At 67.2% G+C, this 23,669-nt stretch carries 21 protein-coding genes; 6 read left to right on the forward strand and 15 right to left on the reverse strand.

The features are described from left to right. Positions 1-75 precede the first annotated feature (75 nt). From dxs to AL755_RS08870, 4 genes are read left to right on the forward strand one after another with little or no spacing between them, the layout of a single operon-like run. Positions 76-2,064, forward strand: coding sequence for a 1-deoxy-D-xylulose-5-phosphate synthase (dxs, locus tag AL755_RS08855; protein WP_054010698.1), 1,989 nt, complete (start codon positions 76-78; stop codon positions 2,062-2,064). Beyond that, positions 2,061-2,633 (forward strand): DUF402 domain-containing protein, encoded by a 573-nt coding sequence (locus AL755_RS08860; protein ID WP_237762639.1) that lies wholly within the window; start codon positions 2,061-2,063, stop codon positions 2,631-2,633. Before dxs ends, AL755_RS08860 begins: the two co-directional genes overlap by 4 nt. After that, positions 2,630-3,259 (forward strand): hypothetical protein, encoded by a 630-nt coding sequence (locus tag AL755_RS08865; RefSeq protein ID WP_054010699.1) that lies wholly within the window; start codon positions 2,630-2,632, stop codon positions 3,257-3,259. The genes AL755_RS08860 and AL755_RS08865 overlap by 4 nt, the downstream gene beginning before the upstream one ends. A gap of 51 nt (positions 3,260-3,310) precedes the next feature. Next, positions 3,311-4,288 (forward strand): aldo/keto reductase, encoded by a 978-nt coding sequence (locus AL755_RS08870; RefSeq protein WP_054010700.1) that lies wholly within the window; start codon positions 3,311-3,313, stop codon positions 4,286-4,288. Between the two features lie 23 nt (positions 4,289-4,311). On the opposite strand, the gene AL755_RS08875 is transcribed toward AL755_RS08870, so the two are convergent. The 4 genes from AL755_RS08875 to AL755_RS08890 form a co-directional block, all read right to left on the reverse strand. After that, a complete protein-coding gene (locus tag AL755_RS08875; protein ID WP_054010701.1) occupies positions 4,312-5,196 on the reverse strand; it encodes a hypothetical protein in 885 nt (294 codons plus the stop codon). Positions 5,197-5,294: 98 nt separating this feature from the next. Further along, on the reverse strand, positions 5,295-6,356 hold the full coding sequence (locus tag AL755_RS08880; RefSeq protein ID WP_237762640.1) for an ABC transporter substrate-binding protein: 1,062 nt from the start codon (positions 6,354-6,356) through the stop codon (positions 5,295-5,297). A 12-nt stretch (positions 6,357-6,368) separates the two neighbouring features. Continuing rightward, positions 6,369-7,247, reverse strand: a complete 879-nt coding sequence (locus AL755_RS08885; RefSeq protein WP_054010702.1) for an ABC transporter permease — start codon at positions 7,245-7,247, stop codon at positions 6,369-6,371. 11 nt (positions 7,248-7,258) lie between these two features. After that, positions 7,259-8,083, reverse strand: coding sequence for an ABC transporter ATP-binding protein (locus AL755_RS08890; protein ID WP_054010703.1), 825 nt, complete (start codon positions 8,081-8,083; stop codon positions 7,259-7,261). 302 nt (positions 8,084-8,385) lie between these two features. Here AL755_RS08890 and AL755_RS08895 point away from each other — a divergent pair, with 302 nt between their 5' ends. Together AL755_RS08895 and AL755_RS08900 are read left to right on the forward strand one after the other, a co-directional pair. Continuing rightward, positions 8,386-10,041, forward strand: a complete 1,656-nt coding sequence (locus AL755_RS08895; RefSeq protein WP_082369033.1) for a sensor histidine kinase — start codon at positions 8,386-8,388, stop codon at positions 10,039-10,041. Beyond that, the gene (locus AL755_RS08900; protein ID WP_054012962.1) at positions 10,031-10,690 is read left to right on the forward strand and encodes a response regulator; all 660 of its coding nucleotides are present in this window, start codon (positions 10,031-10,033) and stop codon (positions 10,688-10,690) included. Before AL755_RS08895 ends, AL755_RS08900 begins: the two co-directional genes overlap by 11 nt. 112 nt (positions 10,691-10,802) lie before the next feature. On the opposite strand, the gene AL755_RS23605 is transcribed toward AL755_RS08900, so the two are convergent. The 11 genes from AL755_RS23605 to msrB all read right to left on the reverse strand — a co-directional run bounded on the left by AL755_RS23605 (position 10,803) and on the right by msrB (position 23,658). Continuing rightward, a complete protein-coding gene (locus AL755_RS23605; protein WP_192841660.1) occupies positions 10,803-12,785 on the reverse strand; it encodes an HNH endonuclease in 1,983 nt (660 codons plus the stop codon). A 369-nt stretch (positions 12,786-13,154) separates the two neighbouring features. Continuing rightward, positions 13,155-13,718 carry a GNAT family N-acetyltransferase gene (locus tag AL755_RS08910; RefSeq protein ID WP_192841661.1) on the reverse strand — a complete coding sequence of 188 codons (564 nt, stop codon included), beginning with the start codon at positions 13,716-13,718 and terminating at the stop codon, positions 13,155-13,157. Continuing rightward, on the reverse strand, positions 13,711-14,163 hold the full coding sequence (locus tag AL755_RS08915; RefSeq protein ID WP_054010705.1) for a Rieske (2Fe-2S) protein: 453 nt from the start codon (positions 14,161-14,163) through the stop codon (positions 13,711-13,713). Before AL755_RS08915 ends, AL755_RS08910 begins: the two co-directional genes overlap by 8 nt. Before the next feature lie 101 nt (positions 14,164-14,264). Beyond that, positions 14,265-16,406 (reverse strand): 3-hydroxyacyl-CoA dehydrogenase NAD-binding domain-containing protein, encoded by a 2,142-nt coding sequence (locus AL755_RS08920; RefSeq protein ID WP_054010706.1) that lies wholly within the window; start codon positions 16,404-16,406, stop codon positions 14,265-14,267. Then, the gene (locus AL755_RS08925) at positions 16,403-17,623 is read right to left on the reverse strand and encodes a thiolase family protein (RefSeq protein ID WP_107503829.1); all 1,221 of its coding nucleotides are present in this window, start codon (positions 17,621-17,623) and stop codon (positions 16,403-16,405) included. The genes AL755_RS08920 and AL755_RS08925 overlap by 4 nt, the downstream gene beginning before the upstream one ends. Before the next feature lie 146 nt (positions 17,624-17,769). Beyond that, complete coding sequence (locus tag AL755_RS08930) at positions 17,770-19,179, reverse strand: HRDC domain-containing protein (protein WP_082369035.1); 1,410 nt, start codon at positions 19,177-19,179, stop codon at positions 17,770-17,772. A 65-nt stretch (positions 19,180-19,244) separates the two neighbouring features. Next, entirely contained in the window at positions 19,245-19,820 is a 576-nt protein-coding gene (locus tag AL755_RS08935; RefSeq protein ID WP_054010708.1) for a DUF3000 domain-containing protein, read from the reverse strand. Positions 19,821-19,870: 50 nt separating this feature from the next. Further along, positions 19,871-20,944 (reverse strand): threonine aldolase family protein, encoded by a 1,074-nt coding sequence (locus AL755_RS08940; protein ID WP_054010709.1) that lies wholly within the window; start codon positions 20,942-20,944, stop codon positions 19,871-19,873. Between the two features lie 11 nt (positions 20,945-20,955). After that, the gene (locus AL755_RS08945) at positions 20,956-21,672 is read right to left on the reverse strand and encodes an SDR family NAD(P)-dependent oxidoreductase (RefSeq protein ID WP_054010710.1); all 717 of its coding nucleotides are present in this window, start codon (positions 21,670-21,672) and stop codon (positions 20,956-20,958) included. 19 nt (positions 21,673-21,691) lie between these two features. Then, a complete protein-coding gene (locus AL755_RS08950; RefSeq protein ID WP_054010711.1) occupies positions 21,692-23,077 on the reverse strand; it encodes a DUF6421 family protein in 1,386 nt (461 codons plus the stop codon). Between the two features lie 161 nt (positions 23,078-23,238). After that, entirely contained in the window at positions 23,239-23,658 is a 420-nt protein-coding gene (gene msrB, locus AL755_RS08955; protein WP_054010712.1) for a peptide-methionine (R)-S-oxide reductase MsrB, read from the reverse strand. Positions 23,659-23,669: the final 11 nt, after the last annotated feature.

Raw genomic sequence — 23,669 nt, forward strand, 5'->3', positions numbered from 1 at the left:
GGGCAGCAAGGCAGTCGGCCACGGCGCCGGGACGCGATATTGTTAGACGTTGATAGTGGACCCAAGGAGGTACCAATGGGACTTTTGGAAACCATCGCGCATCCGCGGGATCTCAACAAGCTCAACGACGCCCAGATGGAAGCGCTTGCCGCGGAAATCAGGGAATTTCTGATCAGCAACGTCTCCCAGACCGGCGGCCACCTGGGCCCCAACCTGGGCGTGGTGGAGCTGACCCTTGCCATTCACCGCGTGTTTGACTCCCCGCGGGACTCCGTCATCTTCGACACCGGCCACCAGTCCTATGTGCACAAGCTGGTCACCGGCCGGCAGGACTTCTCCACCCTGCGCCAACAAGGCGGCATGTCGGGCTACCCGTCCCGGGCCGAATCCGTCCACGACATCGTCGAAAGCTCCCACGCATCCTCCTCACTGTCCTGGGCCGACGGCATTTCCCGGGCCCGCAAGCTTAACGGCGAAGGCGACCGGTACGTCGTCGCGGTCATTGGCGACGGCGCCCTGACCGGCGGCATGACCTGGGAGGCGCTGAACAACATCGCCGCCGACAAGGACCGCCGCGTGATCATCGTGGTCAACGACAACGGCCGCTCCTACGCGCCCACGGTGGGCGGCCTGGCCGACTACCTCGCGTCGCTGCGGCCCGCGATCGACCACGTGCGCACGCACAAGAAGTACGAGGCCTCCATGTCGTGGGGCAAGAAGCGGCTCCAGGACGGCAATGTCGCCGGCCAGTTTGTCTACAAGAGCCTGCATGCCGCCAAGAAGGGCATCAAGGACTGGTGGGCGCCGCAGGGCCTCTTCGACGACCTCGGCCTGAAGTATGTGGGCCCCGTGGACGGCCACGACGAGAAAGCCATGGAGGCCGCACTGACCGCCGCCAAGAACTACGGCGGCCCCGTGATCGTGCACGCCTTCACGCAGAAGGGCCGCGGCTACGCGCCGGCCCGCGCACACCAGGACGACCAGTTCCACGCCGTGGGCGTCATCGACCCCGAGACGGGCATCTCCGTGGAGGCCCCCAGCGGCAAGTCCTGGACCGGCGTTTTTGGCGAGGAAATCGCCCAGATCGCCGCCGAACGCCCCGACATCGTGGGCATCACCGGCGCCATGCTGATCCCCGTGGGCCTGCAAAAGTTCGCCGACAGGTTCCCCGACCGCGTGATCGACGTCGGCATTGCCGAACAGCACGCCCTGACCATGGCCGCCGGCATGGCGTTTGGCGGCCTGCACCCAGTGGTGGCAATCTATGCGACCTTCCTGAACCGCGGCTTCGACCAGCTGCTCATGGACGTGGCCCTGCACAAGGCCGGCGTCACGGTGGTCCTGGACCGTGCCGGCGTCACGGGCCCCGACGGCGCCAGCCACCACGGCATGTGGGACATGTCCATGCTGCAGATCATCCCCGGCCTGCACCTGGCCGCCCCGCGCGACGCCGTGCGGCTGCGGGAGGAACTGCGCGAGGCCGTGGCCATTTCCGACGCCCCCAGCGTGGTCCGCTACTCCAAGGGCACCGTGGGGCCGGAGATCAAGGCCATCGAGCGCCTGCGCGACGGCGTGGACATCCTGTCCCGCACCTCCGACGCCGTCTCCAACGGCACGCACCCCGACTCCGATGTGCTCATTGTCAGCGTCGGCGCCATGAGCGAACTGGCCCTGGACGTGGCCGGACGCATCAAGGCCCAGGGCATCACGGCGACGGTCGTAGACCCGCGCTGGGTCATGCCCGTGCCCGCCTCGATCGTGCAGCTGGCCTCCCACCACCGGATCGTCATCGTCATCGAGGACGGCGTGCGGGCCGGCGGGGTCGGTTCGCGGATCCGCCAGGAACTGCGGGCCGCCGGCGTCGACACCGCCCTGAACGAGGTGGGCCTGCCGGTGGAGTTCCTTGACCACGGCACCCGCGGCGAGGTCCTCGAACGCGTCGGGCTGACCGGACAGCGGGTGGCGCAGGACGTCGTCGAGCAGGTCCTGGGCACCAAGGTGCCGTTCGCCCGCCCGCTGCCCGGCCACCCGGCACCGCGCACCGGCCAGCTGCCCATCCTGTGACGGCGCCGGACACCGGAACCGTGGCGGAGGCAAACCCCCGGCAGGGCGAGTTGATTGTTGCCCGCAACCGCAAATACGACGGGCTGGCCCACTGGGTGGTGCCCGGGCGGTATCTGGGCGAGGACGAGCACGGGCACTGGATCTTCCAGGGCACCAACGAGTTCATTTCGCGCCCAGGCGCCGCCCTGTACACGGCCTCGGACGCCGTCCTGCTGGTCCCGCACGGCGGCGACTGGGTGGCGACGTTCTACGACGACGCCCACCCGGGCGGCGTGGAACTCTACATCGACCTCGCCACCGACTTCGGTTGGCGGCGGATCCGGCCCGGCGTCGTGGAATTCCACATGGTCGACATGGACCTTGATGTGGTCCGCACCAAGGAGCGGGGACTGTATGTCGACGACGAAGACGAGTTTGCGCACCACCGCGTGCTGATGAATTACCCGGCCGAACTGTGCACCCGCATGGAAGAGGCCTGCGCCGAACTGGTGGACGCCGTAGCGTCCCGCCGGGCGCCCTTTGACGGCCGCGACGCGGCCTGGTTCACCCTAGGAAGGACACTGCCATGAGCGACACCCTGGACACCCCCGAGGCCGCGGCCGACGCCAACATTGTGCGCATGTACAAGACGGACGACGACGGCGTGATGGTTTTCCGTGAAGCCTGGGTCGATGCGGGGGATGGCGAGGACGACGGCGAGGTGTACTTTGTCCTCAACCACGGCCCCGTGGGCCAGCAAAGCACGTCCAAGGACGCCGAAGCCGGTTCGCTCGAGGAGGCGCACGGCATGCTGGCCGCCTTCGCTGAACAGTGCATTGCGGACGGCTACGCCGAGCTCTCCCGCGATGAGCAGAGCACCGTGGTGGCCCAGTTCGCGCTGAAGAACGCCCGGGTGACGGACCGCGACAAGTACCTTCAGGAGAAGGCCCTCGAGGCCCTCACCGCGCACCTGGCCTGGCGCGGCAGCGGCGTGGTGGAGAAGAGCGAATTCGTTGAGGGCCCACATAATACGGGCAAGCTGAACATCTACATCCTCTCTCCCGACGCTGCCCGCACCGTGGCCAACGTCAAGGTGTGCGTCCGAGAACACAAGCTCGACTTTACGAAGCTGAGCATCGGCGTGGCCCCCGCCAACGACCTCTCCGCCATCAAGGCCCGGCACAGCCCGTCCGGCGGAACCGCCTTCTCGCTCTAGGCGCTTGGGGGCGCGGTCCGGGCGCCTGCCTGGCTTGGGTACAGTGGAACCATGATTGAATACCGCCAAGTGGGCGCCTCCGGACTGACCGTATCCACCGTAGGACTGGGCTGCAACAATCTGGGCCGCAGCGGCACGGTGACCGAATCGCAGGAGGGGTCCGACGCCGTCGTGCACGCCGCGCTGGACGCCGGGATTACGCTCTTTGACGTGGCCGACACCTACGGCAAGGCGCCCGGGGTCAGCGAAACTTTCCTCGGCAAGGCGCTTGGCAAGGAACGCGAAAACGTCATTGTCGCGACCAAGTTCGGCATGGACGCCCAGGGTGCCAACGGCGTCGACTGGGGCCGCCGCGGCTCGCGCAAGTACATCATGCAGTCCGTGGAGGCGTCGCTGCGCCGCCTGAACACCGACTTCATCGACCTGTACCAGTTCCACACGCCCGACCGTTTCACGCCGATCGCCGAGACCCTTGCGGCCCTGGACGAGCTCGTCACGGCCGGCAAGGTCCGCTACATCGGCAACTCGAACATGGCCGGCTGGCAGATTGCCGAGGCCGAATTCACGGCCCGCATCTCCGGCGGCAGCCGCTTCATTTCCAGCCAAAACCATTACAACCTGCTGGACCGCCGCGCCGAGCTGGAGGTCACCCCCGCCGCCGAAGCCTTTGGCCTGGGCGTGCTGCCGTACTTCCCGCTCGCCAACGGCCTGCTCACGGGCAAGTACAGCGCCGGCGTGGCCCCGGAAGGCAGCCGGCTAAGCCATGTGCGGCAAAACCTGGTGGCGGATGCCGACTATGACCAGCTGCGGGCCTTCGGCGACTTTGCCGCCGCGCGCGGGCTGAACGAGCTGCAGGTCGCGTTCTCCTGGCTCGCCGCGCAGCCGTCGGTGGCCAGCGTCATCGCCGGCGCCACGAAGCCCGAACAAATCCGCCAGAACGCGCAGGCTGCCGACTGGAAGCCGTCCGCGGAAGAACTGGCCGAGCTGGACGCGATCTTCCCGCGCACCCCCAAGGTGGCCCTCTTCTAGCGAAGCCCGGGCCCACGGCAGCGCTAGCAGTCGATGTCATAGTCCCGAGTTGCGTCATACCGCTGCGCCAGTTTGACGGGTCCGCCGGAGAAGCTTGCCTTATTGCAGAGCGCTGCAGCGTCAGCGGGCTGGTCGGTCTGGCCCGCAGTGGCCCACACCGGCACCGCCGGGAGCTGCCATGAACCCGTGATGGCCCGCCAACTCGAGGTGAAGGAATAGACGCCGTAGGGGTACCCGGCGTCGTGCAGCCCGCGCATCATGCCCTCGAGCACAGAGCGGTTCTCCTGTTGGGAGGCGGTGCCCTTTGCCGGCCATGGCTGGACGATGTGCGGTTCGACGTCGATCCACACCATGGCGGGCTTGAATCCCACGCGCTTCAGAGACGCCGTGGCGGCCATGGCCTCGGCGTAGCCCGCGTTGGACAGTTGGCCCGCCTTGGTGCTTGCGGGCCACGGACCCTGGCTGCGGTAGGCGGATAACTGCTTGGGGGTGGGGAAGGCCGCCATGGCGTAGGCCTGTGCCGGTACCTGGTGGTCTTTCGCCCAACCGGCCTGGGACGTCAGGCACGGGTTCTCCGTGAACGGCAGGCCCTTGGTGAGGCCGATGACGACGAATTGCGCCGACGCGGCCGGCAGCGGCAAGCCGTAGCCGCCCTGTGCCGCGGGGCATTGGGGCCACGAAATGTCGTTGCCGTAGGAGCTGGCGGGCCGGTTGGCTGCTTGCGTCGCGGATTGGGTCCCTAGCTGGTTGCCGGACTGCGTGGAGGGGACATTGGCGGTCAAGAGTGCCACCGTCACGGCAAAGGCCGCGACAATGACGACGGCAACCGTCCACATCATGCGGTTGTACACCTCTACCACCCCAACTCGCCCCGCCAGGAAGCCGTGGGCCCGTTCGGATCGGTCCAATGGCAGTCCCTTGCAGGCCAAGCTAAGCACCGGTGGCGGACACGCGCAAGGGCGCACCCCGGGTGGGGTGCGCCCTTGCGTTTCTAGGTCAGGGGCCGCTACTTGGCCGGGACCTTGTCGACGAACTCGGTGGTGTAGGTCTTGGACAGATCGATCGTGGCTCCCTTGCCTTTGACGTTCGTGGAGTACAGGTCAAGGATCCGTAACACGTTCTTGGCGCCGTCGGCGTCCATCTTGCCGTCGGCATTGAACATCGCCTTGGTTCCATCGATGGACTTCTCATAGAGTTCCGGGCCGGCGTTGGCGTAGTCCTTGGGCATCTTGGCCGCAATCTCCGCCGCGGAGTGCGCGTTGATGAACTTCAGCGCGCCCACAAACGCGTTGGCGACCTTTTGCACGGTTTCGGGGTTCTTCTTCACGAAGTCGCAGGACATGTAGACGGACGCCGCCGGGTACAGCCCGCCCAGGGCCGCCTTGGTCCCTTCTTCCGTGCGCATGTCGATGAGCACCTTGCCCTGGCCGCTCTTGACGAGCTGGGCGATCGTGGGATCGGTGGTCATGCCGGCGTCGATCCCGCCGTTGTTCATGGCGGCAATGAACGTTTGCCCGGCACCGACCTTGGCGGGAGTGTACGCCTTGACGCCGGCCTGCCCGGCCAGTGCCTGGGTTAGGAAGTCCGTGGAGGAGCCCAGGGACGTGATGCCCAGGTTCTTCCCCTCGAAGTCCTTCGCGCTGGTGATGGTGGCGGCCTTGCTCGCGGCCACCATCTCCGCCTCGCCGGGAATGTTGGCCAGCTGCACCACTGATTCGATGCACTGCCCCTTCGCCTGCAGGTCCACGGTGTGGTCGTAGAAGCCCACAACGCCCTGGGAGGCGCCCGTCAGCAGGGAGTTCTCGGCGTTGGCGCCGGATTGTTCGTTCAGCAGGTTGACCTTCACGCCTTCCTTTTCAAAGAGACCGAGGCCTTCGGCCAGTTTGGCCGGCATGTAGATGACCTTTTCCAGGCCGCCCACGATGATGGTCACCTCGGGCTTGCCGGCGGCGTCGGCCTTGACCTCGTTGCTGCTGGTGCGGCAGCCGCTGAGCCCCACGGCGAGTGCTGCCGTCATGACGAGGGAGGCTGCCTGGAGCGTGCGTCGTTGCACGGAATTGTTCTTCACGGGATTCCTTCTTTAGATGCCGAGTGATTGGGTTTTGGACTGGGTGGGGCGCCACTTCAGGAGCCTGTTCTCGGCGCCGGTGATGAGCATTTCGGCCAACAGCGCCACCACGGTGACGATGATCATGCCGGCGTAGATGCCTGCGGAGTCGAACGTGCCCTGGGCATTGGCGATCAGCATGCCCATGCCCTTTTTGGCGCCGGCATATTCGCCCACGATGGCGCCGATCAAGGCGAAGCCAAACGCGGTGTGCAGGGAGGACAGGATCCAGGTGGTGGCGCTGGGGAGCACGATGGAGCGCAGGATCTTCCCCTCGCTGGCGCCGAGGATGCGGGCGTTGTTGACCACGTTTTTGTCCACCTCGCGAGCCCCCGTGAACGCGTTGAAGAACACGGCAAAGAACACCAGGACCACCACTGTGGCCACCTTGGAGCTGATGTCGAAGCCGAACCAGAGGATGAACAGTGCGGCGAGGACGATGCGGGGGACGGCGTTGGCGCCCTTGATGAACGGGGAGAACACATTGGCCAGGAAGTCGCTGCGGCCCAGGAGCACGCCCAGGACGATGCCGGCGATCGTGCCGATGATGAAGCCAAGGACCGCCTCAAGGACCGTGTAGCCGAGGTTTTCCCAGACCGAGCCGAATTGGGTTCCCGAGGTGAACCATTGGACGAGCCTGGCCCAGATTTCCGAGGGCCGTGAGTAGAAGAACGGGTCGATGAAGTAGGTGGCGGCGATTTCCCAGCTGCCAAGCCACAGCACCACGATCAAGGCGCGCAGCGTCCATACCTTGGCGGTGGTGGCGCGCACCGACTTGCGGGCGTTGGCCAGCAGTTCGGCCTCGCGTTCGGGCGCCAACTTGTAGGCGGGGGCGGGGGTGATGGTTGTCATGGTTGCGGTTCCTATCCGGCCAGGCTTGCCGCGGAGCGGGCCTGTTCCACTTCTTCGCGCAGGGAATTCCACACATCCCGGTAGATGGACAGGAATTCGGGGGTGAGCCGGACTTCCTCCACATCGCGCGGGCGGGGGAGGGTGACCGGGAAATCGGCCTTGATGGTGGCCGGGCTGGCCGTCATGACCACCACCCGGTCCGCCAGTGCAATGGCTTCCTCGAGGTCGTGGGTGACGAACACGATCGCGGCGTTCGAGCCCTGCCACAGGCGGAGCAATTCGGTCTGCATGAGCTGCCGGGTCTGGACGTCAAGGGCACTGAACGGTTCGTCCATCAGGATGATTTCGGGCTCGTTCACCAGGGTTTGGGCGAGTGCCACGCGTTTGCGCATGCCGCCGGAAAGCTGGTGTGGGTAGTACTTTTCAAACTTTGCCAGCCCCACCTTTTCGACCCAGACGCGGGCCTTCTCACGGGCCGTGGCCCGGTCAAGGCCCTGGTAGCGGGGGCCGGAGGCAACGTTGTCCAGCACCGACTGCCACGGCAGTGTGGCATCGGTCTGGAACATGTAGCCAACGCCCTTGGGGATGCTGGTGACGAGCTTGCCGCGGACGTAGGTCTCGCCTTCGGAGGCCCGCTCCAGTCCCGAGACCAGGGAAAGGGTCGTGGACTTGCCGCACCCCGTGGGGCCGACGACGGCGACGAACTCCCCGGGTGCCACGCTGAGGGTGACGTTGTGGATGGCTGTGTGGATGCCCCCGCCGTTTTTGGGGAATCGTTTCGTGGCGCCGCGCAGTTCGATCAGCGGCGCGGCGGGCGGGTCAAGCGTTGAACGCATTTTCGCTCCTTGGAGTGGTGGCAAGAAATTCGTGGAGGCCGTGCCGTGAATTGGTGATCCGGGTCACAGTTTGGTTGGTGGAGAAGACGTTACGGGTGGTTGTGTGGGCTGCGGCCGGTTTAGCTGGTTGATGCCGCATGGGAATCGTTGAACTTGTTTTGCGCATTGTGCTCATGGGGAATTGGCGCGATGGGCGCCGGCTGGTTACCGTTGATGTGCGGCGGGTCACAATGGGTGCCGATGACGGAATGGAGCAACGGCCGGTGCCAGATCTTGCAGGACCGCGCCAAAGGCGGCGCGGATTGTCCTTTTCCGCGCGCATGCTCCTCCAGCAACTGCTGGTCATTGCCCTCATGGTGGTGCTGGCCACCGTCGTCTATGGCTGGCTGACTTTCCACCGGGTGAACGAGGCCGTGGGCGGAAAGACCCTGGCGGTAGCCCAGACCGTTGCGGAGGACGATGACCTCCGGGCCGTCCTCTCCGCTCCGCCGCCCAAGGTACTCTCACCGGAAACGCTTGCCACCGGCCCCGTGCAGCAATTGGCGCAACACGTCCGCGGACGCACCGGCGCCTTGTTCGTCGTCGTGACCGACAGGGACGGCATCCGCTGGGCACACCCCAACCCCGCACTGCTGGGGCGACTCGTCAGCACCAGCCCCGACGCCGCGCTGAGTGGCCAGGAGGTCACCACGAGCGAGGTGGGCAGCCTTGGGCCGTCAGTGCGCTCAAAGGTGCCCGTCCGCTCCATCGATGGGACGGAAATCGTGGGCGAGGTCAGCGTCGGCTACCCGACCCAGCTGGTCCTGGACGGCGTCGTGTCCTCCGGCTGGGCCATTGTGGGTGTGGGTGTTGGGGCCATGGTGCTGGGTGCCGTCGGATCCACCATGCTGAGCCGCCGCCTGCGCAGGGACACGCTGGGGCTGGAACCGGTGGAGATCGGCACGCTGGTGCAGGACCAGGAGGTGGTGCTGTTCGGGGTGGACGAGGGCGTGATCGGGGTGGGTCCGGACCGACGCGTGACGGTGTGCAACGCCAAGGCGCGGCGGCTGCTGGACCTGGACGAACCGGAGGGCCGCACCCTGGCCGAGCTCGGTCTCCCCGCCGCCGTGCCCCTGCTGCTCGATGCCGGAGCCGACGACGACGGAACCGCGGTCCAGGTGGTTGTCTCCGAACACGTATTGCTCGTGTCAGCACGCAAAGTGGTGCGCGCCGGCCGCGACCTTGGCTGGGTGCTGATGGTGCGGGACAGGACGGATGTGCAGGCGTTGACCCGGCAGTTGGATGCCGTGGGCGCCCTGACCACGGCCCTGCGCGCGCAGCGCCACGAGTTCGCGAACCGGCTGCACACCGTATCCGGGCTCCTTGACATTGGTCGTCCGGACCAGGCAGCGGACTATCTGCACACAACCCTTGAATCGGGGCCGCTGAAGTACCCCTTGGAAAATGCGGCACTGCTATCGGACACATATTTGCTGGCGTTCCTTGGGGCCAAGAGTACGCAGGCGGCCGAGAAAGGTGTCCGGCTCCGGCTCGGCGCGGCGACCCTGCTGCACAGCGGCGTCAGCGACGCCGCAAACGTCACCACGGTCCTGGGCAATCTGGTGGACAACGCCGTGGTTGCCGCCGTGCAGGGTGTTGCGACGGACCGTTGGGTGGAGGTCGAGCTGCTCAGCGACGGCACCGAGCTGTTCATGACGGTGGCCGACTCCGGCAACGGCGTCGAACCCGATCACCGGGAACTCGCATTCCGGGAAGGCTTCACCACGGCACCGCAGCTGCCCGATGGGCATGCGGACGGCCACGGGGAGGGGCTTGGGTTGGCACTGTCACGGCAAATCGCGCGTATTGGCGGTGGCGACGTATGGCTGCTAAGCGACGGGGGAGACGGGGCCGGAGCGGTGTTTGCTGCGCGGCTGAACAACGCACTTGATGGGGAAGGGGGAGGCCATGACGGCTGAACTTCGCGTATTGATAGTCGACGACGACTTCCATGTGGCGCAGCTGCACAAGGCGTATGTGGATGCCGTGCCGGGATTTGCGGCGCTCGAACCGGTGGGTGGCGGTGAGGCTGCCCTGCGGGCCGTGCAGTCTTTGCGCCCCGACCTGTTGCTCGTGGATGTCTACCTGCCGGACTGGAATGGCCTGGACGTATTGCGCGGCGTGGATGTTGACGCCTTTGTGCTTTCTGCCGCGGCCGACGCCGAGTCGTTGCGCAAGGCGGTCCGGCGCGGGGCGCTGGCCTACCTGATCAAACCGTTCACGCAGGAGATGCTTGCGGAGCGGCTTCGCGGTTACGCCCGTTACCGGCGGCTGCTGGACACCGACGCAGTCCTGGACCAGGAGGCTGTCTCCCGGGCGCTGCGCCAGCTCAGCCCGGGAAACGCCGGCGCGAAGCCTCGTACGGTCACGGAGAAAGCGGTGCTCGAGGCCGTGACTCGGGTGCCGGGAGCGTCGACCGCTGCGGAGGTAGCGGCCGCCGTGGGCATGTCCCGCGCCACGGCGCAAAGGTACTTGTCTTCGCTGGTGGAGGAGGGCTCCGTTGCGGTGGCCCTGAGGTATGGGGCGGCCGGCCGGCCGGAACACGAATATCGGGTGCGGGCGGAATAGGTAGCCGCGTGGGCTGCCTCGACTGTGCCTGGTCCTCCGTGCCCGGGCGGAAGGCGGGAACGCAGACGGCAACCGCTCACGGAGAGCCATTCGGACGGGTGAGCCACTGACTTTAGCCCGTCGTGCCCGGGAGGGGTGGTGGTTGGGTGGTGTAGTGGTGGCCGGTGGGGGTGGTGATTCGGGTGCCGGGCAGGGTGGTGCCGTCGGTGGTGGTGCCGTCGGTGGTGGTGTCATCGATGGTGGTGCCGTGGTGGGTTGGGCTGGCCTTGCTGGTGTTGTCGGCGTAGTGGTCAACGTCGGGGTCCGGGTTTTCTGGCTGGTGTGTGTGGGTGTGCCAGCCGGGGGTTTCCTTGATTTGGTTGCAGGCGGTGCACAGTCCCTGGCCGTTGGATACGGTGGTGGGGCCGCCGGCGGCGTAGGCCTTGATGTGGTCGTATTGACGGATCGGCGCATCACACCAGGGCGTCGCACAGCGTTGATCGCGCAGGCGCAGGAATTCCTTCATGCCCTCCGGAAACAACCTCGCTTTCGAATCCATGGCCAACAGTATGTTGTTGTCGGGGTGGGTGAAGAGGCGTTTCAACCACACCCGTGACGCCCGGCCCCCACCACCACGCGCACCACCGCCACCGCCACGATCGTCGCTGTCGCCAACCAGGCCCGGACTATCCTCCGTTGTGGAGCCTCCACCAGGGGCCTTGTTTTCACTGGTGGCATTGGTGGTGGTGCCTAGTATCCAGGTGCGGGCGGTCGGGGCTGGGATCGGGTCGTAGCCAGCCAGGATCGCGGGATCGTTCGCACCGTCGAAGAGCGCCCTATCCGTCATGATCAACTCCACCAGGATCTCCGGCTCCACCACCTGCGTACACGAGGCGACCCACGCATCAGTGACCGCGCTGCCCCCGGTCCGGGGACTCCGGATGCCCGGGATGTAGGGGCCGTCAGCGGTGGCCGGAGTGGTACCGGTGAGTGGGGTGGGAGGGGTCCCGTCGCCCCTCACCCCCGGGGTTTCCGAGGGGTCTGAGGATCCTGCGAGTGTCGGGTCAGGGGTCCGGTCTGGGTTTGGGTGTGGGGTGCAGGGGGTGTGGTTTGTGAGGCGGTGGAGGAGGGTGTCGGCCATGAGTTGGCCCTTGCCCCGCACGTCGCCGGCGGCTTTCGCGTTGTCGGCGATCCGGGTCAGGGTCGCGAGGACTTTCACGCCGTGGCGGAGGGGTAGGAGTGCGGTGAGCAGGGTCATGCCGTCCGCGGCCGGACGCAGGGAAACATAGCGGTCGGTTTCTGCTTTCTCCAACCGCTGCACGAAGACTTCCGGTTCCAACCGGTAGGCGGCTTTGCGGGCCCGGGCGGCCAGTTCACGATTCCCCCACCCGGATAGTTGTCTCGGGTCGGTACAGAGTTGGTTATCAACAGCGGCTCGGTGGTCTTGGGTGAGGAAGACGGTTTCGCGGGCGATGATTCCGGCCCGGTACTCATTCAACGCTCCGGTCCCTAGGGCGGTGAGGGTGTGGGGTAGTTCCCGCACCAGGACTTGGGCGAGTTCACAGAGTTGTCGGCCCCGATGCGGCGACTCCGACCTGGCTAATCCGATTTGGGTCCCCACACCCTGGCCGAGTTTGTTGGTCTCGATCCCGGACCGGGCCTGGGTGAGGCGTTGCTGGGCCATCAAGAGAACTTCGGCCCGGGCTTGGACCGCGCACAGGGCGTTCTTCGCCCCTTCAGCGGCCGAGATGACATCGACCAGGGCGCCGGGATCCACCCGGTCCACCACGAATGGGTCAAAACCCACCCCCGCCTCCACTACCCCACCCAGGGCAGCCAGGACAGCCGTGGCATCACCGGCCCGGGTCGCGGCCTTCGTGGCGGCGGTTTTGGTGCCGCCGGCGTGGCCGGCCAGATCAGCCACCGCCTCCAACGACCGCCCCTCACCCAACGCCGCCTGGAGCAGATCGTCAGCGTCGCCGGCCCGCACGGCCGCCCGGTCCGCTAACACGTGGGCGAGGGCCGCATCGAGCTGCGCCACCAGCACCGGATCAAAAAACGCCGAACACCGGGCGGTCAACGCGGTTGCTGCGACGACCAGGGTGCCACAGTCCACCGGATCCGCCTGGCAGTCGGCGGAATGGATACCAGCCAACCTCAGGGTCGTGGCCGGAAGCGAGGGAAGAGGGTCCGGCATTTCATCAGCGCTGGAGGGCCTCGACGCAGGGGTAGTGAGGTGGGAGGGGTCCAACCACTCCGGTGCCGCCATGTTCATCACCGCCCGCGAATCCAAAGAAACCCTGAGAACCCCTCAAACAGAAGCAATGCTTGACCAGAAAATATGCTGAATAAGAATCAATGTTTGAGAAGGATTTATCTTCCTACTACATAAATTCTAGATCGTGGCACCGACACAAACCACCCAAAAACGGCCCCGCAGGTGAATCTGTGGAGAACAAAACCCGGGCACCCGGCTGTGGAGGAATCAACCGCCCAGCGTATCCGGAAGGATCCTTTGGAACAGCACATGGTCCTGCCAGCGGCCGTCAATGCGGATGTAGTTTTCCGCCAGGCCGATCCGGGAAAAACCGTTCCGGCCGAGCACCGTCTGGGAACCGGTGTTGTGGACAAGCGTGCCCGCCTGGAGCCGGTGGAGGCCCAATCCGGCAGCCGCCGAGCAGGCAAAACTGGCGGCGGCCGTGGCCAGGCCCCGGCCCTGGTAGTCCTGTGCGATCCAGTAGCCCAGGTGCCCGTTCTGGAAGGCACCGCGGACAATGTCGTTCAGCGAAATGCGGCCCACCACGGCCTGTCCGTCCAGCAAAACCCAGAACAAGCCGCGCCCGGCGGCCTGTTCGGCAACGGCGTTGGCCAGCAGCGGGCGCTGTCCGGCGGGCGTGTAGAAGGCTTCGGGCCGTACGGGCTCCCACGGTTGCAGGAATGCACGGTTGCGGACGTAGGCAGCCGCCACGGCACCGGCGTCGTCCTCGGTCACGAACCGGATGGACACGCCGTCGCGCAATACGGAAGGGCCCTCGGCGGGGTCAGACACTGACGGTGATCCACTCGCCGTCGATCGCGGCGGCAAAGCGCGGCAGCGCCATCTTGGCCGGCCCGGAGATCACGGTGCCGTCGGCGCCCTTGAAGATGGAGCCGTGGCAGGGGCACTTGAAGTCGGTCCCGGAGGGGGCCACCTGGCAGCCCGCGTGGGTGCAGACGTCGCTGTACGCCAGGACGGTTTTTTCGTCAGGGCGGAAGATCACCAGGTTGACGCCGTTGCCGGACCCCGACGCAGTGGACCCCACGGGCACTTCGGAGAGCTTTCCGACGCGCACGGGCTTTCCCGTCGTGGCAATGGGCTGCGGCGTGGCACCCGTATCGGCGCCGGGCGCGGCGGCGGGCACGCAGCCGGCCAGGGCCAGGGCGCAGGCGCCGCCGGAAACGGCGGTGGTGGCGCGGAGGATGTTGCGGCGGGTCAGGGACGGCTCAAAGGTCATGAGCCTATTCTTACCAGCCAAGGCTGGGTGAATGCCAAAAGCGCACGACGCCGGCCACGCACCTTGGGTGCGCGGCCGGCGTCGTGCGGTGGAACAGGAAACTAGGCGGTGTGGAACTTGATGCCGTTGACCCGCTCGGAGGCGCCCACCCGGTCAAGGTATGGCGTGATTCCGCCCAGGTGCATGGGCCAGCCGGCGCCGAGGATCATGCACAGGTCGATGTCCTCGGGTCCGGCCACCACGCCCTCGCCGAGCATGAGGCCGATCTCCTCGGCCAACGCGTCCTGGGTGTTGCGCAGCAGTTCCTCGGCTGTGGAGGGCGCATTGCCAAAGGACAACAGGGCCAGGGTGTCGGCCGGAATCGAAACGGAGCCGTCCGCGGCCTTTTCCCACAAGCTCTCCTTGCCGCCGTCAATGAGCGCCTGCTGGTTGGCCGAAACATGGAACCGCTCGCCAAACGCGTCATGCAGTGACTCAGTGACATGCTGCGCCACCGGGATGCCCACCATGGCCAGCAGGTTGAACGGCGTCATGGGCAGGCCCAGAGGGCGCAGTGCGTTGTCCGCGACGTGGGCGTCGGTGCCGTTGTCGAAGGCCGCGGAGACCTCGGCCATCATGCGCAGCAGCACCCGGTTCACCACAAAGGCGGCCGCGTCCTTGACCAGCACCGCCGTCTTGCGCAACGCCTTCGCCGTGGCGAAAGCGGTGGCGACGGCGGCGTCGTCGGTCCTGGGGGCCCGCACGATCTCCAGCAGCGGCATGAGCGCCACCGGGTTGAAGAAGTGGAAGCCCACGAGGCGCTCGGGGTGCAGCAGGCCCTCGGCCATGGCAGTCACGGACAGGGACGATGTGTTGGTGGCGAGGATGCAGTCGGCGGAGACAATGGCCTCGACCTCGGCAAACACCTGCTTCTTGACGTTGAGTTCCTCGAACACGGCCTCGATGACGAAGTCGGCGTCCGCGAACGCCTCCTTGGACACGGAACCGGTCACGAGCGCCTTGGTGCGGTTGGCGGCATCCTGGCTGATCCGCCCCTTGGCGAGCAGCTTGTCCACCTCCGCGTGCACATGGCCCACGCCGGCCTCCACCCGGGCCGCGTCGATGTCGGTCATGACCACGGGGACCTTGAGCCGCTGCGCAAAGAGCAGCGCAAACTGCCCGGCCATGAGCCCGGCGCCCACCACGCCCACCTTGGTGACGGGGCGGGCCAAACCGGCATCCGGGGCGCCGGCGGGGCGTTTGCCGCGCTTTTGCACCAGGTCCAGGAACGCATAGACGGTGTCGCGGAACTGCGGCGTCTGCATCAAATCCGCCAGCGCCTCGTTCTCCGCGGCGAAGGATTCCGCCTTCGTGAAGTGCTTGCCCTTTTCCAGCAGCTCGATCACGCGGGCCGGCGCGGGGGCCGCGTTGGAGGTCTTGGCCTCCACGAACGCTTTGGCACGTTCGACGGCGGCATCCCAGGCTGCGCTGTTTTCCTCGCTGAGCGGCTCGGCCACGGCGTTCGGGCGGGGGACGGCCTCGGCGCCGGCCAGCACCCGGGCGGCCCAGTTCAGCGACTGTTCGAGGAAGTCCGCCGGCTCGAAGAGCGCGTCGGCGATGCCCAGCTTGTAGGCCGCGGGGCCGCTGAGCGTGCGGTTGTTGCTCAGCGCATTTTCAAGCATGACGGTGACGGCGTTGGCCGGGCCGATCAGCCGGGGGAGCAGGTACACCCCGCCCCAGCCGGGCACCAGGCCCAGGAAGGCCTCGGGCAGGCCCAGCGCCCCGGCACCGGTGGAGACGGTGCGGTAGTTCGCGTTCAACGCGATCTCCAGACCGCCGCCCAGGGCCAGGCCGTTGATGAAGACAAAGCTGGGGACGCCCAGCTCGTTGAGGGTGGAGTAGACGTCGTGGCCCAGCTGTGCCATTTGGTGCCCGGCCTCGCGGTCCTTGAGCCCCTTGACGGCGGAAAGGTCGGCGCCGGCGGCCAGGAAGAACGGTTTGCCGGTCACGCCGACGCCGGCAATCTCGCCGCGGGCGGCCCGTTCGCGCTGGGCTTCCAGGACCGTGCCCAGCTCGATCAGCGTGGTGGGGCCCAGCGTGCTGGGCCGGCGGTGGTCGAGGCCGTTGTCGAGGGTGATGAGGGCGAAAGTGCCTGCGCTCGGGGCTCCGCCGACGCCGGGCAGTGGAACGTCCTGGACGTAGGAGTGCGTCACCACCTCATCCGGGAACAGTTCGGCCAGCTGGTGGAAGTCGTTGGCGCTCATGCGGCGCTCCCTTCGGTGGTTGTGAAGTGCGGGTTTTCCCAGATGACGGTGGCGCCCATGCCCAGGCCGATGCACATGGTGGTGATGCCGTACCGCACGGAGGGGTCCTCCTCGAATTGGCGGGCCAGCTGGTTCATGAGCCGCACCCCGGAGGAGGCCAGGGGGTGGCCCACGGCGATGGCGCCGCCGTAGCGGTTGACGCGGGGGTCGTCGTCGGCGATCCCAAAGTGGTCAAGGAAGCTCAGCACCTGGACGGCGAAGGCCTCGTTGATTTCAAACAGGCCGATGTCCTCGATCGTGAGCCCGGCCAGGCGCAGCGCCTTCTCGGTGGCGGGCACCGGGCCGATGCCCATGACCTCGGGTTCGACGCCGGCAAATGCGTAGGTGACCAGGCGCATCTTCACGGGCAGGCCCAGTTCGGCGGCGGCGTCGGCGGAGGCCAGCAGTGCCGCGGTGGCACCGTCGTTCAGGCCCGCCGCATTGCCGGCGGTCACGCGGCCGTGGGCACGGAACGGGGTGCGCAGGGCTGCAAGGTCGTCAAGGGTGGTGCCGGGCCGGGGCGGTTCGTCCACGGTGTTGACGGTCCAGCCGGCGCCGGGCTTGAGCGTGGCCACGGGCACCAGGTCGGGCTGGATTTGTTCCCTGGCGTAGGCGGCGGCGAGCTTGTTTTGGCTGGCGACGGCGTAGGCGTCGGTGCGTTCCTTGGTGATGGCCGGGAAGCGATCGTGCAGGTTTTCGGCCGTGTTGCCCATGTTCAGGGCGGCCGGGTCCACGATGCGTTCGCTCATGAACCGCGGGTTCGGGTCGGCGCCTGCGCCCATGGGGTGGTGGCCCATATGCTCCACGCCGCCGGCGATGACCACGTCGTACGCGCCAAAGCCGATGCCGGAGGCCGTGGTGGTGACTGCCGTCATGGCTCCGGCGCACATCCTGTCAATGGCGAAGCCGGGGACGGACTGCGGCAGCCCGGCCAAAAGGGCGGCCGTGCGCCCGATCGTCAGGCCCTGGTCGCCGGTTTGGGTGGTCGCGGCGATGGCGACGTCGTCGATCCGGGCGGCGGGGAGCTGCGGGTTGCGGCGCATGAGCTCGCGGATGCACTTGACCACCAGGTCGTCGGCGCGGGTGGAGGCGTAGATGCCCTTCTCCCCGGCCCGTCCAAAGGGTGTGCGGACGCCGTCAACAAACACGACGTCCCTGATCTGCCGATTCTGGCTCACGTGTGGCTCCTTGAGTGCAAACAACAAAAAGGGTCGTTCCCGCATCCAAGCACGGGACGACTGTGTCGTGCATCATGTTACTCGTGAGTAACTAAAGAGTTCAAGGCCACACGCCGCAGCGCCCCGCGCCGCAGGTAGCCGGCGGCTTACGCCCCGTCGTCGCCCTTGGGCGCCCGCGGCTCCTTGGGCGGCAGCGGCTCGGGATGCGCCATGGCCTCGGTCAACAGGGCCGCCGTCATCTCGATCTGCCAGGGGCGGGCGCCGAGCCCGGCCAGGGCGTCGGCCACGGTCTCCTCCGTGATGGGCGACGGCGGCCGCCAGCAGATCCGCCGCAGGAAGTCGGGGGTGAGGATGTTCTCGGCCGGGATGTTCACGTCCTCGGCGAGCTGCGCCAGCCGCGGCCGCACCGTGGCGAGGCGGGCGGCGGCCTCGGGGTCGCGATCGGCCCAAATGCGCGGGGGCGGCGGGGCGTTGTTGGCCACCTGCAACGGCGGCAGGTCGGTGCTGTTCTTGGCGGTCTGCAGCGCATGGAGCCACTTGGGGGCGTCGCGTTTGGCGGCCCGGCCGTGGAATCCGGACAGGCCCAACAGGGCCGGAACCGTGGTGGGCATGGCTTTTGCCGCGGCGATGATGGCCGAGTCCGGGATCAGCCGGCTCGGGGCAATGTCGCGGTGCTGGGCCAGCTTGTCCCGCGTGTGCCAAAGTTCACGGACGGCTGCCAGCTGCACGCGGTTGCGGATCGCGTGGGAGCCGGAGGTACGCCGCCACGGGTCCACCCGGGGTGCGGGCACGCCGGAATCGACCAGGTGAGCGAATTCCTGGGCGGCGTAGTCGAGCTTCCCGTCGGCGGCGAGCAGGGCCACGAGCTCCTCTTCCAGCTCGGCCAGCACCTCCACGTCCAGGGCGGCGTAGCGCAGCCACGGTTCGGGCAGCGGCCGGCGGGACCAGTCGGCCGCCGAATGCTCCTTGGCCAGGTGGTAGCCCAGCAGCGATTCGACGACGGCGCCCAGGCCCACGCGCGGAAGCCCGGCGAGGCGGGCGGCAAGTTCGGTGTCAAAGAGTTTATCCGGCCACATGCCCACCTCGGCCAGGCAGGGTAGGTCCTGGCTGGCGGCGTGCAGGATCCATTCCACCCCGCGCAGGGCCTCGTCGATGATCTTCAGGTCCTCGAACGCCTCGGGGTCGATCAGCCAGGTGCCGGCGCCTTCGCGGCGGATCTGCACCAGGAAGGCGCGCTGGCCGTAGCGGAAGCCGGAGGCCCGTTCGGTGTCCACGCCGGCGGGTCCGTGGCCGGCGGCCAGGGCCGCGGCGCAGCGCTTGAGTGCGGGTTCGGTGGTGATGACGTCGGGGATGCCTTCGCGCGGCATGTCCAGTTCCACGAGCGTCGGCAGGTCCTCGAGGTCCACGCGGACGCCGTCGATGACCACGTGGGTCAGGGGGGAGTCGTCGAGGGTGGTGATGAGGGCTGCGGCGCCCTTGGCTTGGCCGGGAATTTTCAAATCGGTGGACTTTTTACTGCGTGCGCGGCTGTGTGCGGTGGTTTCTGGCGTGGTCATGATGCCTCCAGTCTAGCGAACCGGCCCCGGTTGGCGTCGACCACGCGTCGGGGGTCCGGCGGGAGTCAGGGCTGGCGGCGGCGCTGGGGCAGCAGCGTCACGCCGTCGGGCACCGGCGGCAGCCCGGCAAAGGTGCACACCATCTGCGACCATGCCTCAAGATGGGCCTGGACGGAGGGTCCCACGGGTGTCCAGGACGCCCGCAACTCAATGTCGACGGCGTCCGGGCGGGCGGCCAGGGTTCCGTAACTTTCGGACAGGATTCGGGTGGCCGTGCCGCCCGCGGAGCGGTGCTCGGCGCCGTGCTCATCCAGGGCCTCCACAAGCCACGCCCACGCCACATTGCCCAGCAGGGCGTCGTTGCCGATGTCCGGTTCCAGCTGGGCCCGGATGTAAGTGACGATCCGGAAGGTGCCCTCCCACAGGGAGGAGCCGTCGGGGTCGTGGAGCAGGATGAAGCGTCCGGTGGCCTGTTCCTCGCCGTCGAGAATCACCTCGGCGCCCAGGGCGGCCCCGTACGGGGCCAGCCTGGTCGGTGCCGGGATCTCCTCAAGCTTCAATTCGGTCCGTTTTTGCGCGGCACGAAGCGAGGCAAGGGCGGCCTGGAAGTCAGCTGGAAGCTGCGGTTGTGAGCTCACCATCGCAGATTATGGGGTGTACGCCACATTCCGCCGCAGGCGCGCCGCGCCGCTCAGGCGCCGAGTTCGGCCCGGATCGCGGCGACAAAAGCGTCGATGTCCGCCTCCGTCGTGTCGAAGGAACACATCCAGCGCACCTCGCGGGCGGCCTCGTTCCAATCGTAGAAGCGGAACACGGTGCGCAGCCGGTCGGCCACCCCCTCGGGGAGGATCGCGAACACGCCGTTGGACTCGGTGGGCTGGGTGGCCCGGACGCCGGGAATTTCGTCGACGGCGGCACGCAGTTTCGCGGCCATGGCGTTGGCGTGGCCGGCGGACTTGAGCCACAGATCGTCCTCGAACATGGCCAGCAGCTGGGCGGAGATGAAGCGCATCTTGGAGGCCAGCTGCATGTTCATCTTGCGCAGGTAGATCAGGCCGTCGGCGGCCTCCGGGTTCAGCGCCACGATGGCTTCGCCGAACATGATCCCGTTCTTGGTGCCGCCAAAGGACAGCACGTCCACGCCGGCGTCGGAGGTGAATTCGCGCAGGGGCACGTTCAGGGATGCGGCGGCGTTGGCCAGCCGGGCACCGTCCATGTGGACCTTCATCCCGAGGGAGTGGGCGTGGTCGCAGATCGCCTTGACCTCGGCGGGCGTGTAGCAGGTGCCCAGCTCGGTGGTCTGGGTGATGGAGACGGCCAGCGGCTGGGCGCGGTGCTCGTCGCCAAAGCCCCAGGCTTCCTTGTCGATCAGCTCCGGGGTCAGTTTGCCGTCGGTGGTCGGCACGGACAGCAGCTTCATGCCGCCCACGCGTTCCGGCGCGCCGTTTTCGTCGCAGTTGATGTGCGCCGTGGTGGCACAGACCACGGCGCCCCAGCGCGGCAACAGCGACATCAGGGCCGTGACGTTGGCGCCGGTGCCGTTGAACACGGGGAAAACATCGACCTTCTTGCCGAACAGCTCGGACATGACCTCGTGCAGGCGGGCGGTGTAGGCGTCCTCGCCGTACGCCACCTGGTGGCCGTCGTTGGCGGCGGCCAGGGCTGCCAGCACCTCCGGGTGGACGCCGGAGTAGTTATCCGAGGCGAAGCTGCGCACGGCGGGGTCGTGCAGGCGTGCGGAGGTGGAAATCGTGTCAGTAGTCACTGCAAAACCTTCTAGGAGAGTACGATTCGCGAGCCGTTGAGGGCACTCGCGGGAGTGGAAAAGAGCCCCACCACAGTGTGCCCCAAATCGGCGACATCGGTGAAACCCGGAAAGGAGCGTTCGGGGGACGCGGCACGCATGGCCGGATCTACCAGGGCCTTCACCGCGAGCACGACGGCGGCTGGCCCGGTTTCGCCACCGGCTGCAGATGCCAGCCCCGCGGCGATGGCCTGGACCCAGGCCTCCGCGGCGGCCTTGACGGCAACGTAGTTGGCGTTGCCGGGGGTCGGGGCTGACACGGCCGTCGAGGAGACGATCGCGAGCCGCCCGGCGGGAGAGGCGGCAATGTCGGCATAAAACGCCCGGCTGGTGTTGCGCAGGGTGGTCAGCACCGAAGTGTGCAGGAAGTCCCAGTCGGCGTCCGACTGTGCTGCCAGGTCCTTGCCGCCGCGCCAGCCGCCCACCAGGTGGATGAGGCCGTCAACGGGGCCAAAGTCGCGGTGCACGGAGTCCGCCAAGGCGGCGACGGCGTCGGGATCGGCGAGGTCGCACACCAGGGGGGTTGCCCCGGTGGGCGCCGCCGCGGCCTGGATCCGGCCGGCGTCGGAGCCCACGGTGAGCACGCGCTGGCCGGCCTGCACCAGTGCGGCGGCCACGGCGACGCCGGCGGCACTGCTGCCGCCGGCTATCAGGACCAGGGGTGCGGAGGACAAGGAGGTGGAGGTCATGGACTCCAAGGTACTCCTCTTACGCTTCGCTGGCGCCGGTGATTCCGGAGGTTGAATCTATGACGCCCTGCATCTTCTTGGAGAGGGCTTCGTAGAACATGGACAGCGGGAATTCGTCGTCCATGACCTGGTCGGTCATCTCGCGCAGCGGCGCCGTGAGCGGCAGGGCGTCCGGGCCCTTGGCCCAGGTGGAGGCCGGGTTGGGAGTCAGGGTGCCGGAGACCAGCTCGTAGGCGGCCAGCCAGTGTGCCAGCTTGGGCCGGTCGATCGAGCGCCAGTACAGGTCCTCGATGGCGTGGCCCAGGGCGATCACGACGTCGGGCACCTCGGCCCAGTCGATCGTGAGCTTGGTGTCGGTCCAGTGCAGCACGTGGTGCTGGTGCAGCCAGGCAAAGAGCAGCTGCCCGCCCAGGCCGTCGTAGTTGCGCACCCGGCTGCCGGTGATGGCGAAGCGGAAGATCCTGTCGAAGATCACGGCGTACTGGACCAGCTTGGCCTGCCGGCGGGCCTCGGGGGAGGCGGATTCGTCATGTTCCACGGCCACGGACTCGCGGTAGGCGGTCAGGTCGCAGCGCAGTTCCTCCAGCGAGTACAGGAAGTACGGCATGCGCTGCTTGATCATGAACGGGTCGAAGGGCAGGTCCCCGCGCATGTGCGTGCGGTCGTGGATCAGGTCCCACATGACGAACGTTTCCTGGGTCAGCGCCTGGTCGTTGAGCATTTCGGCGGCCTCGGCGGGCAGTTCCAGCCGGGTGACGTCTGCGGCGGCACGGAGCACGCGGCGGTACCGGGCGGCTTCGCGGTCCTGGAAGATGGCGCCCCACGTGAAGGTGGGGGTTTCACGGACGGCGACGCTTTCCGGGAACAGGACGGCCGAGTTGCTGTCGTAGCCGGGGGTGAAGTCGATGAAGCGCAGCGGCACGAAAAGCTTGTTGGAGTAGTTGCCGGCTTCGAGTTCGCCAATGAACTCGGGCCAGATGACCTCCACGAGCACCGCCTCCACGAAGCGGGAGGTGGAACCGTTCTGGGTGTACATGGGGAACACCACCAGGTGGCCCAGGCCGTTGACGCGGTGTTCCTGCGGGTTGAAGGCGAGCAGGGAGTCCAGGAAATCGGGCACGCCCAGGCCGGAGTCCGCCCAGCGGCCAAAGTCGGCGATCAGCAGGCGCAGGTAGTCGGCGTCGTGCGGGAAGTGTGGGGCCAGGGTCGCGACGGCGTCGGTAATGGAAGTGATCAGCTCACGGGCCTGCCCATGGTCCCCGGGATTGGGGACGGAACCATCCTTGACCTGCAATCCCTGCAGCGCCGTTGCCGCGGCCTTCAAGGAGAGCCATGCGGGGTCGGTGGCGAGGCCGGCTGCGTCCATGCCGGTGAGCGGGCCCGTTGCCTCAAGTGTGTTGGTCATGTGCGTCTTCCTTTGCTGCCGAATACCATTTTTTCGAGCGTAGCAATGGAACAGCAAAACTAATGTGCCATATTCCCAAGCATTAGCAACCCGCGTGCTCAGGGGCATGAAAAAGCGGCGCTGCCACAGCATTGACCATGCTTGCGGCGCGCCGCCTTCCGTTACTCCCCGGCTTCCTTGAGCCGCAGGGAGATGGAGTTGATGCAAAAGCGCTGGTCGGTGGGGGTGTCGTAGCCCTCGCCCTCGAACAGGTGGCCCAGGTGCGAGTCGCAGGCGGCGCAGCGCACCTCGATCCGCTTCATGCCCAGCGTGTTGTCGTGCAGGTACCGCACGGTGCCTTCGGCCAGCGGCGCGAAGAAGGAAGGCCACCCGCAGTGGGAAGCGAACTTTTCCTTGGAGGTGAACAGCTCGGCCCCGCAGGCGCGGCAGGCGTACACGCCCTCCGTCATGGAGTCCCAGTATTCGCCGGTGTAGGCGCGTTCGGTGCCGGCCTTGCGCAGCACGGCGTATTCATCGGGCGTCAGCTCGGCCCGCCATTGCTCGTCGGTCTTCACCACGGATGGATTTTCGGAAGCAGTCATAATGTCCTCAA

The organism is Arthrobacter sp. ERGS1:01, from assembly GCF_001281315.1.
GTDB lineage: Bacteria > Actinomycetota > Actinomycetes > Actinomycetales > Micrococcaceae > Specibacter.

Coding starts and splice junctions, on each gene's coding strand:
- AL755_RS08920 (WP_054010706.1), bottom strand. CDS start 16,406: ATGAGCGCCAACGACTTCCACCAGCTGGCCGAACTGTTCCCGGATGAG.
- AL755_RS08865 (WP_054010699.1), top strand. CDS start 2,630: ATGAGCGACACCCTGGACACCCCCGAGGCCGCGGCCGACGCCAACATT.
- AL755_RS08945 (WP_054010710.1), bottom strand. CDS start 21,672: ATGACCTCCACCTCCTTGTCCTCCGCACCCCTGGTCCTGATAGCCGGC.
- AL755_RS08950 (WP_054010711.1), bottom strand. CDS start 23,077: ATGACCAACACACTTGAGGCAACGGGCCCGCTCACCGGCATGGACGCA.
- dxs (WP_054010698.1), top strand. CDS start 76: ATGGGACTTTTGGAAACCATCGCGCATCCGCGGGATCTCAACAAGCTC.
- AL755_RS08870 (WP_054010700.1), top strand. CDS start 3,311: ATGATTGAATACCGCCAAGTGGGCGCCTCCGGACTGACCGTATCCACC.
- msrB (WP_054010712.1), bottom strand. CDS start 23,658: ATGACTGCTTCCGAAAATCCATCCGTGGTGAAGACCGACGAGCAATGG.
- AL755_RS08930 (WP_082369035.1), bottom strand. CDS start 19,179: ATGACCACGCCAGAAACCACCGCACACAGCCGCGCACGCAGTAAAAAG.
- AL755_RS08915 (WP_054010705.1), bottom strand. CDS start 14,163: ATGACCTTTGAGCCGTCCCTGACCCGCCGCAACATCCTCCGCGCCACC.
- AL755_RS08935 (WP_054010708.1), bottom strand. CDS start 19,820: ATGGTGAGCTCACAACCGCAGCTTCCAGCTGACTTCCAGGCCGCCCTT.
- AL755_RS08885 (WP_054010702.1), bottom strand. CDS start 7,247: ATGACAACCATCACCCCCGCCCCCGCCTACAAGTTGGCGCCCGAACGC.
- AL755_RS08900 (WP_054012962.1), top strand. CDS start 10,031: ATGACGGCTGAACTTCGCGTATTGATAGTCGACGACGACTTCCATGTG.
- AL755_RS08890 (WP_054010703.1), bottom strand. CDS start 8,083: ATGCGTTCAACGCTTGACCCGCCCGCCGCGCCGCTGATCGAACTGCGC.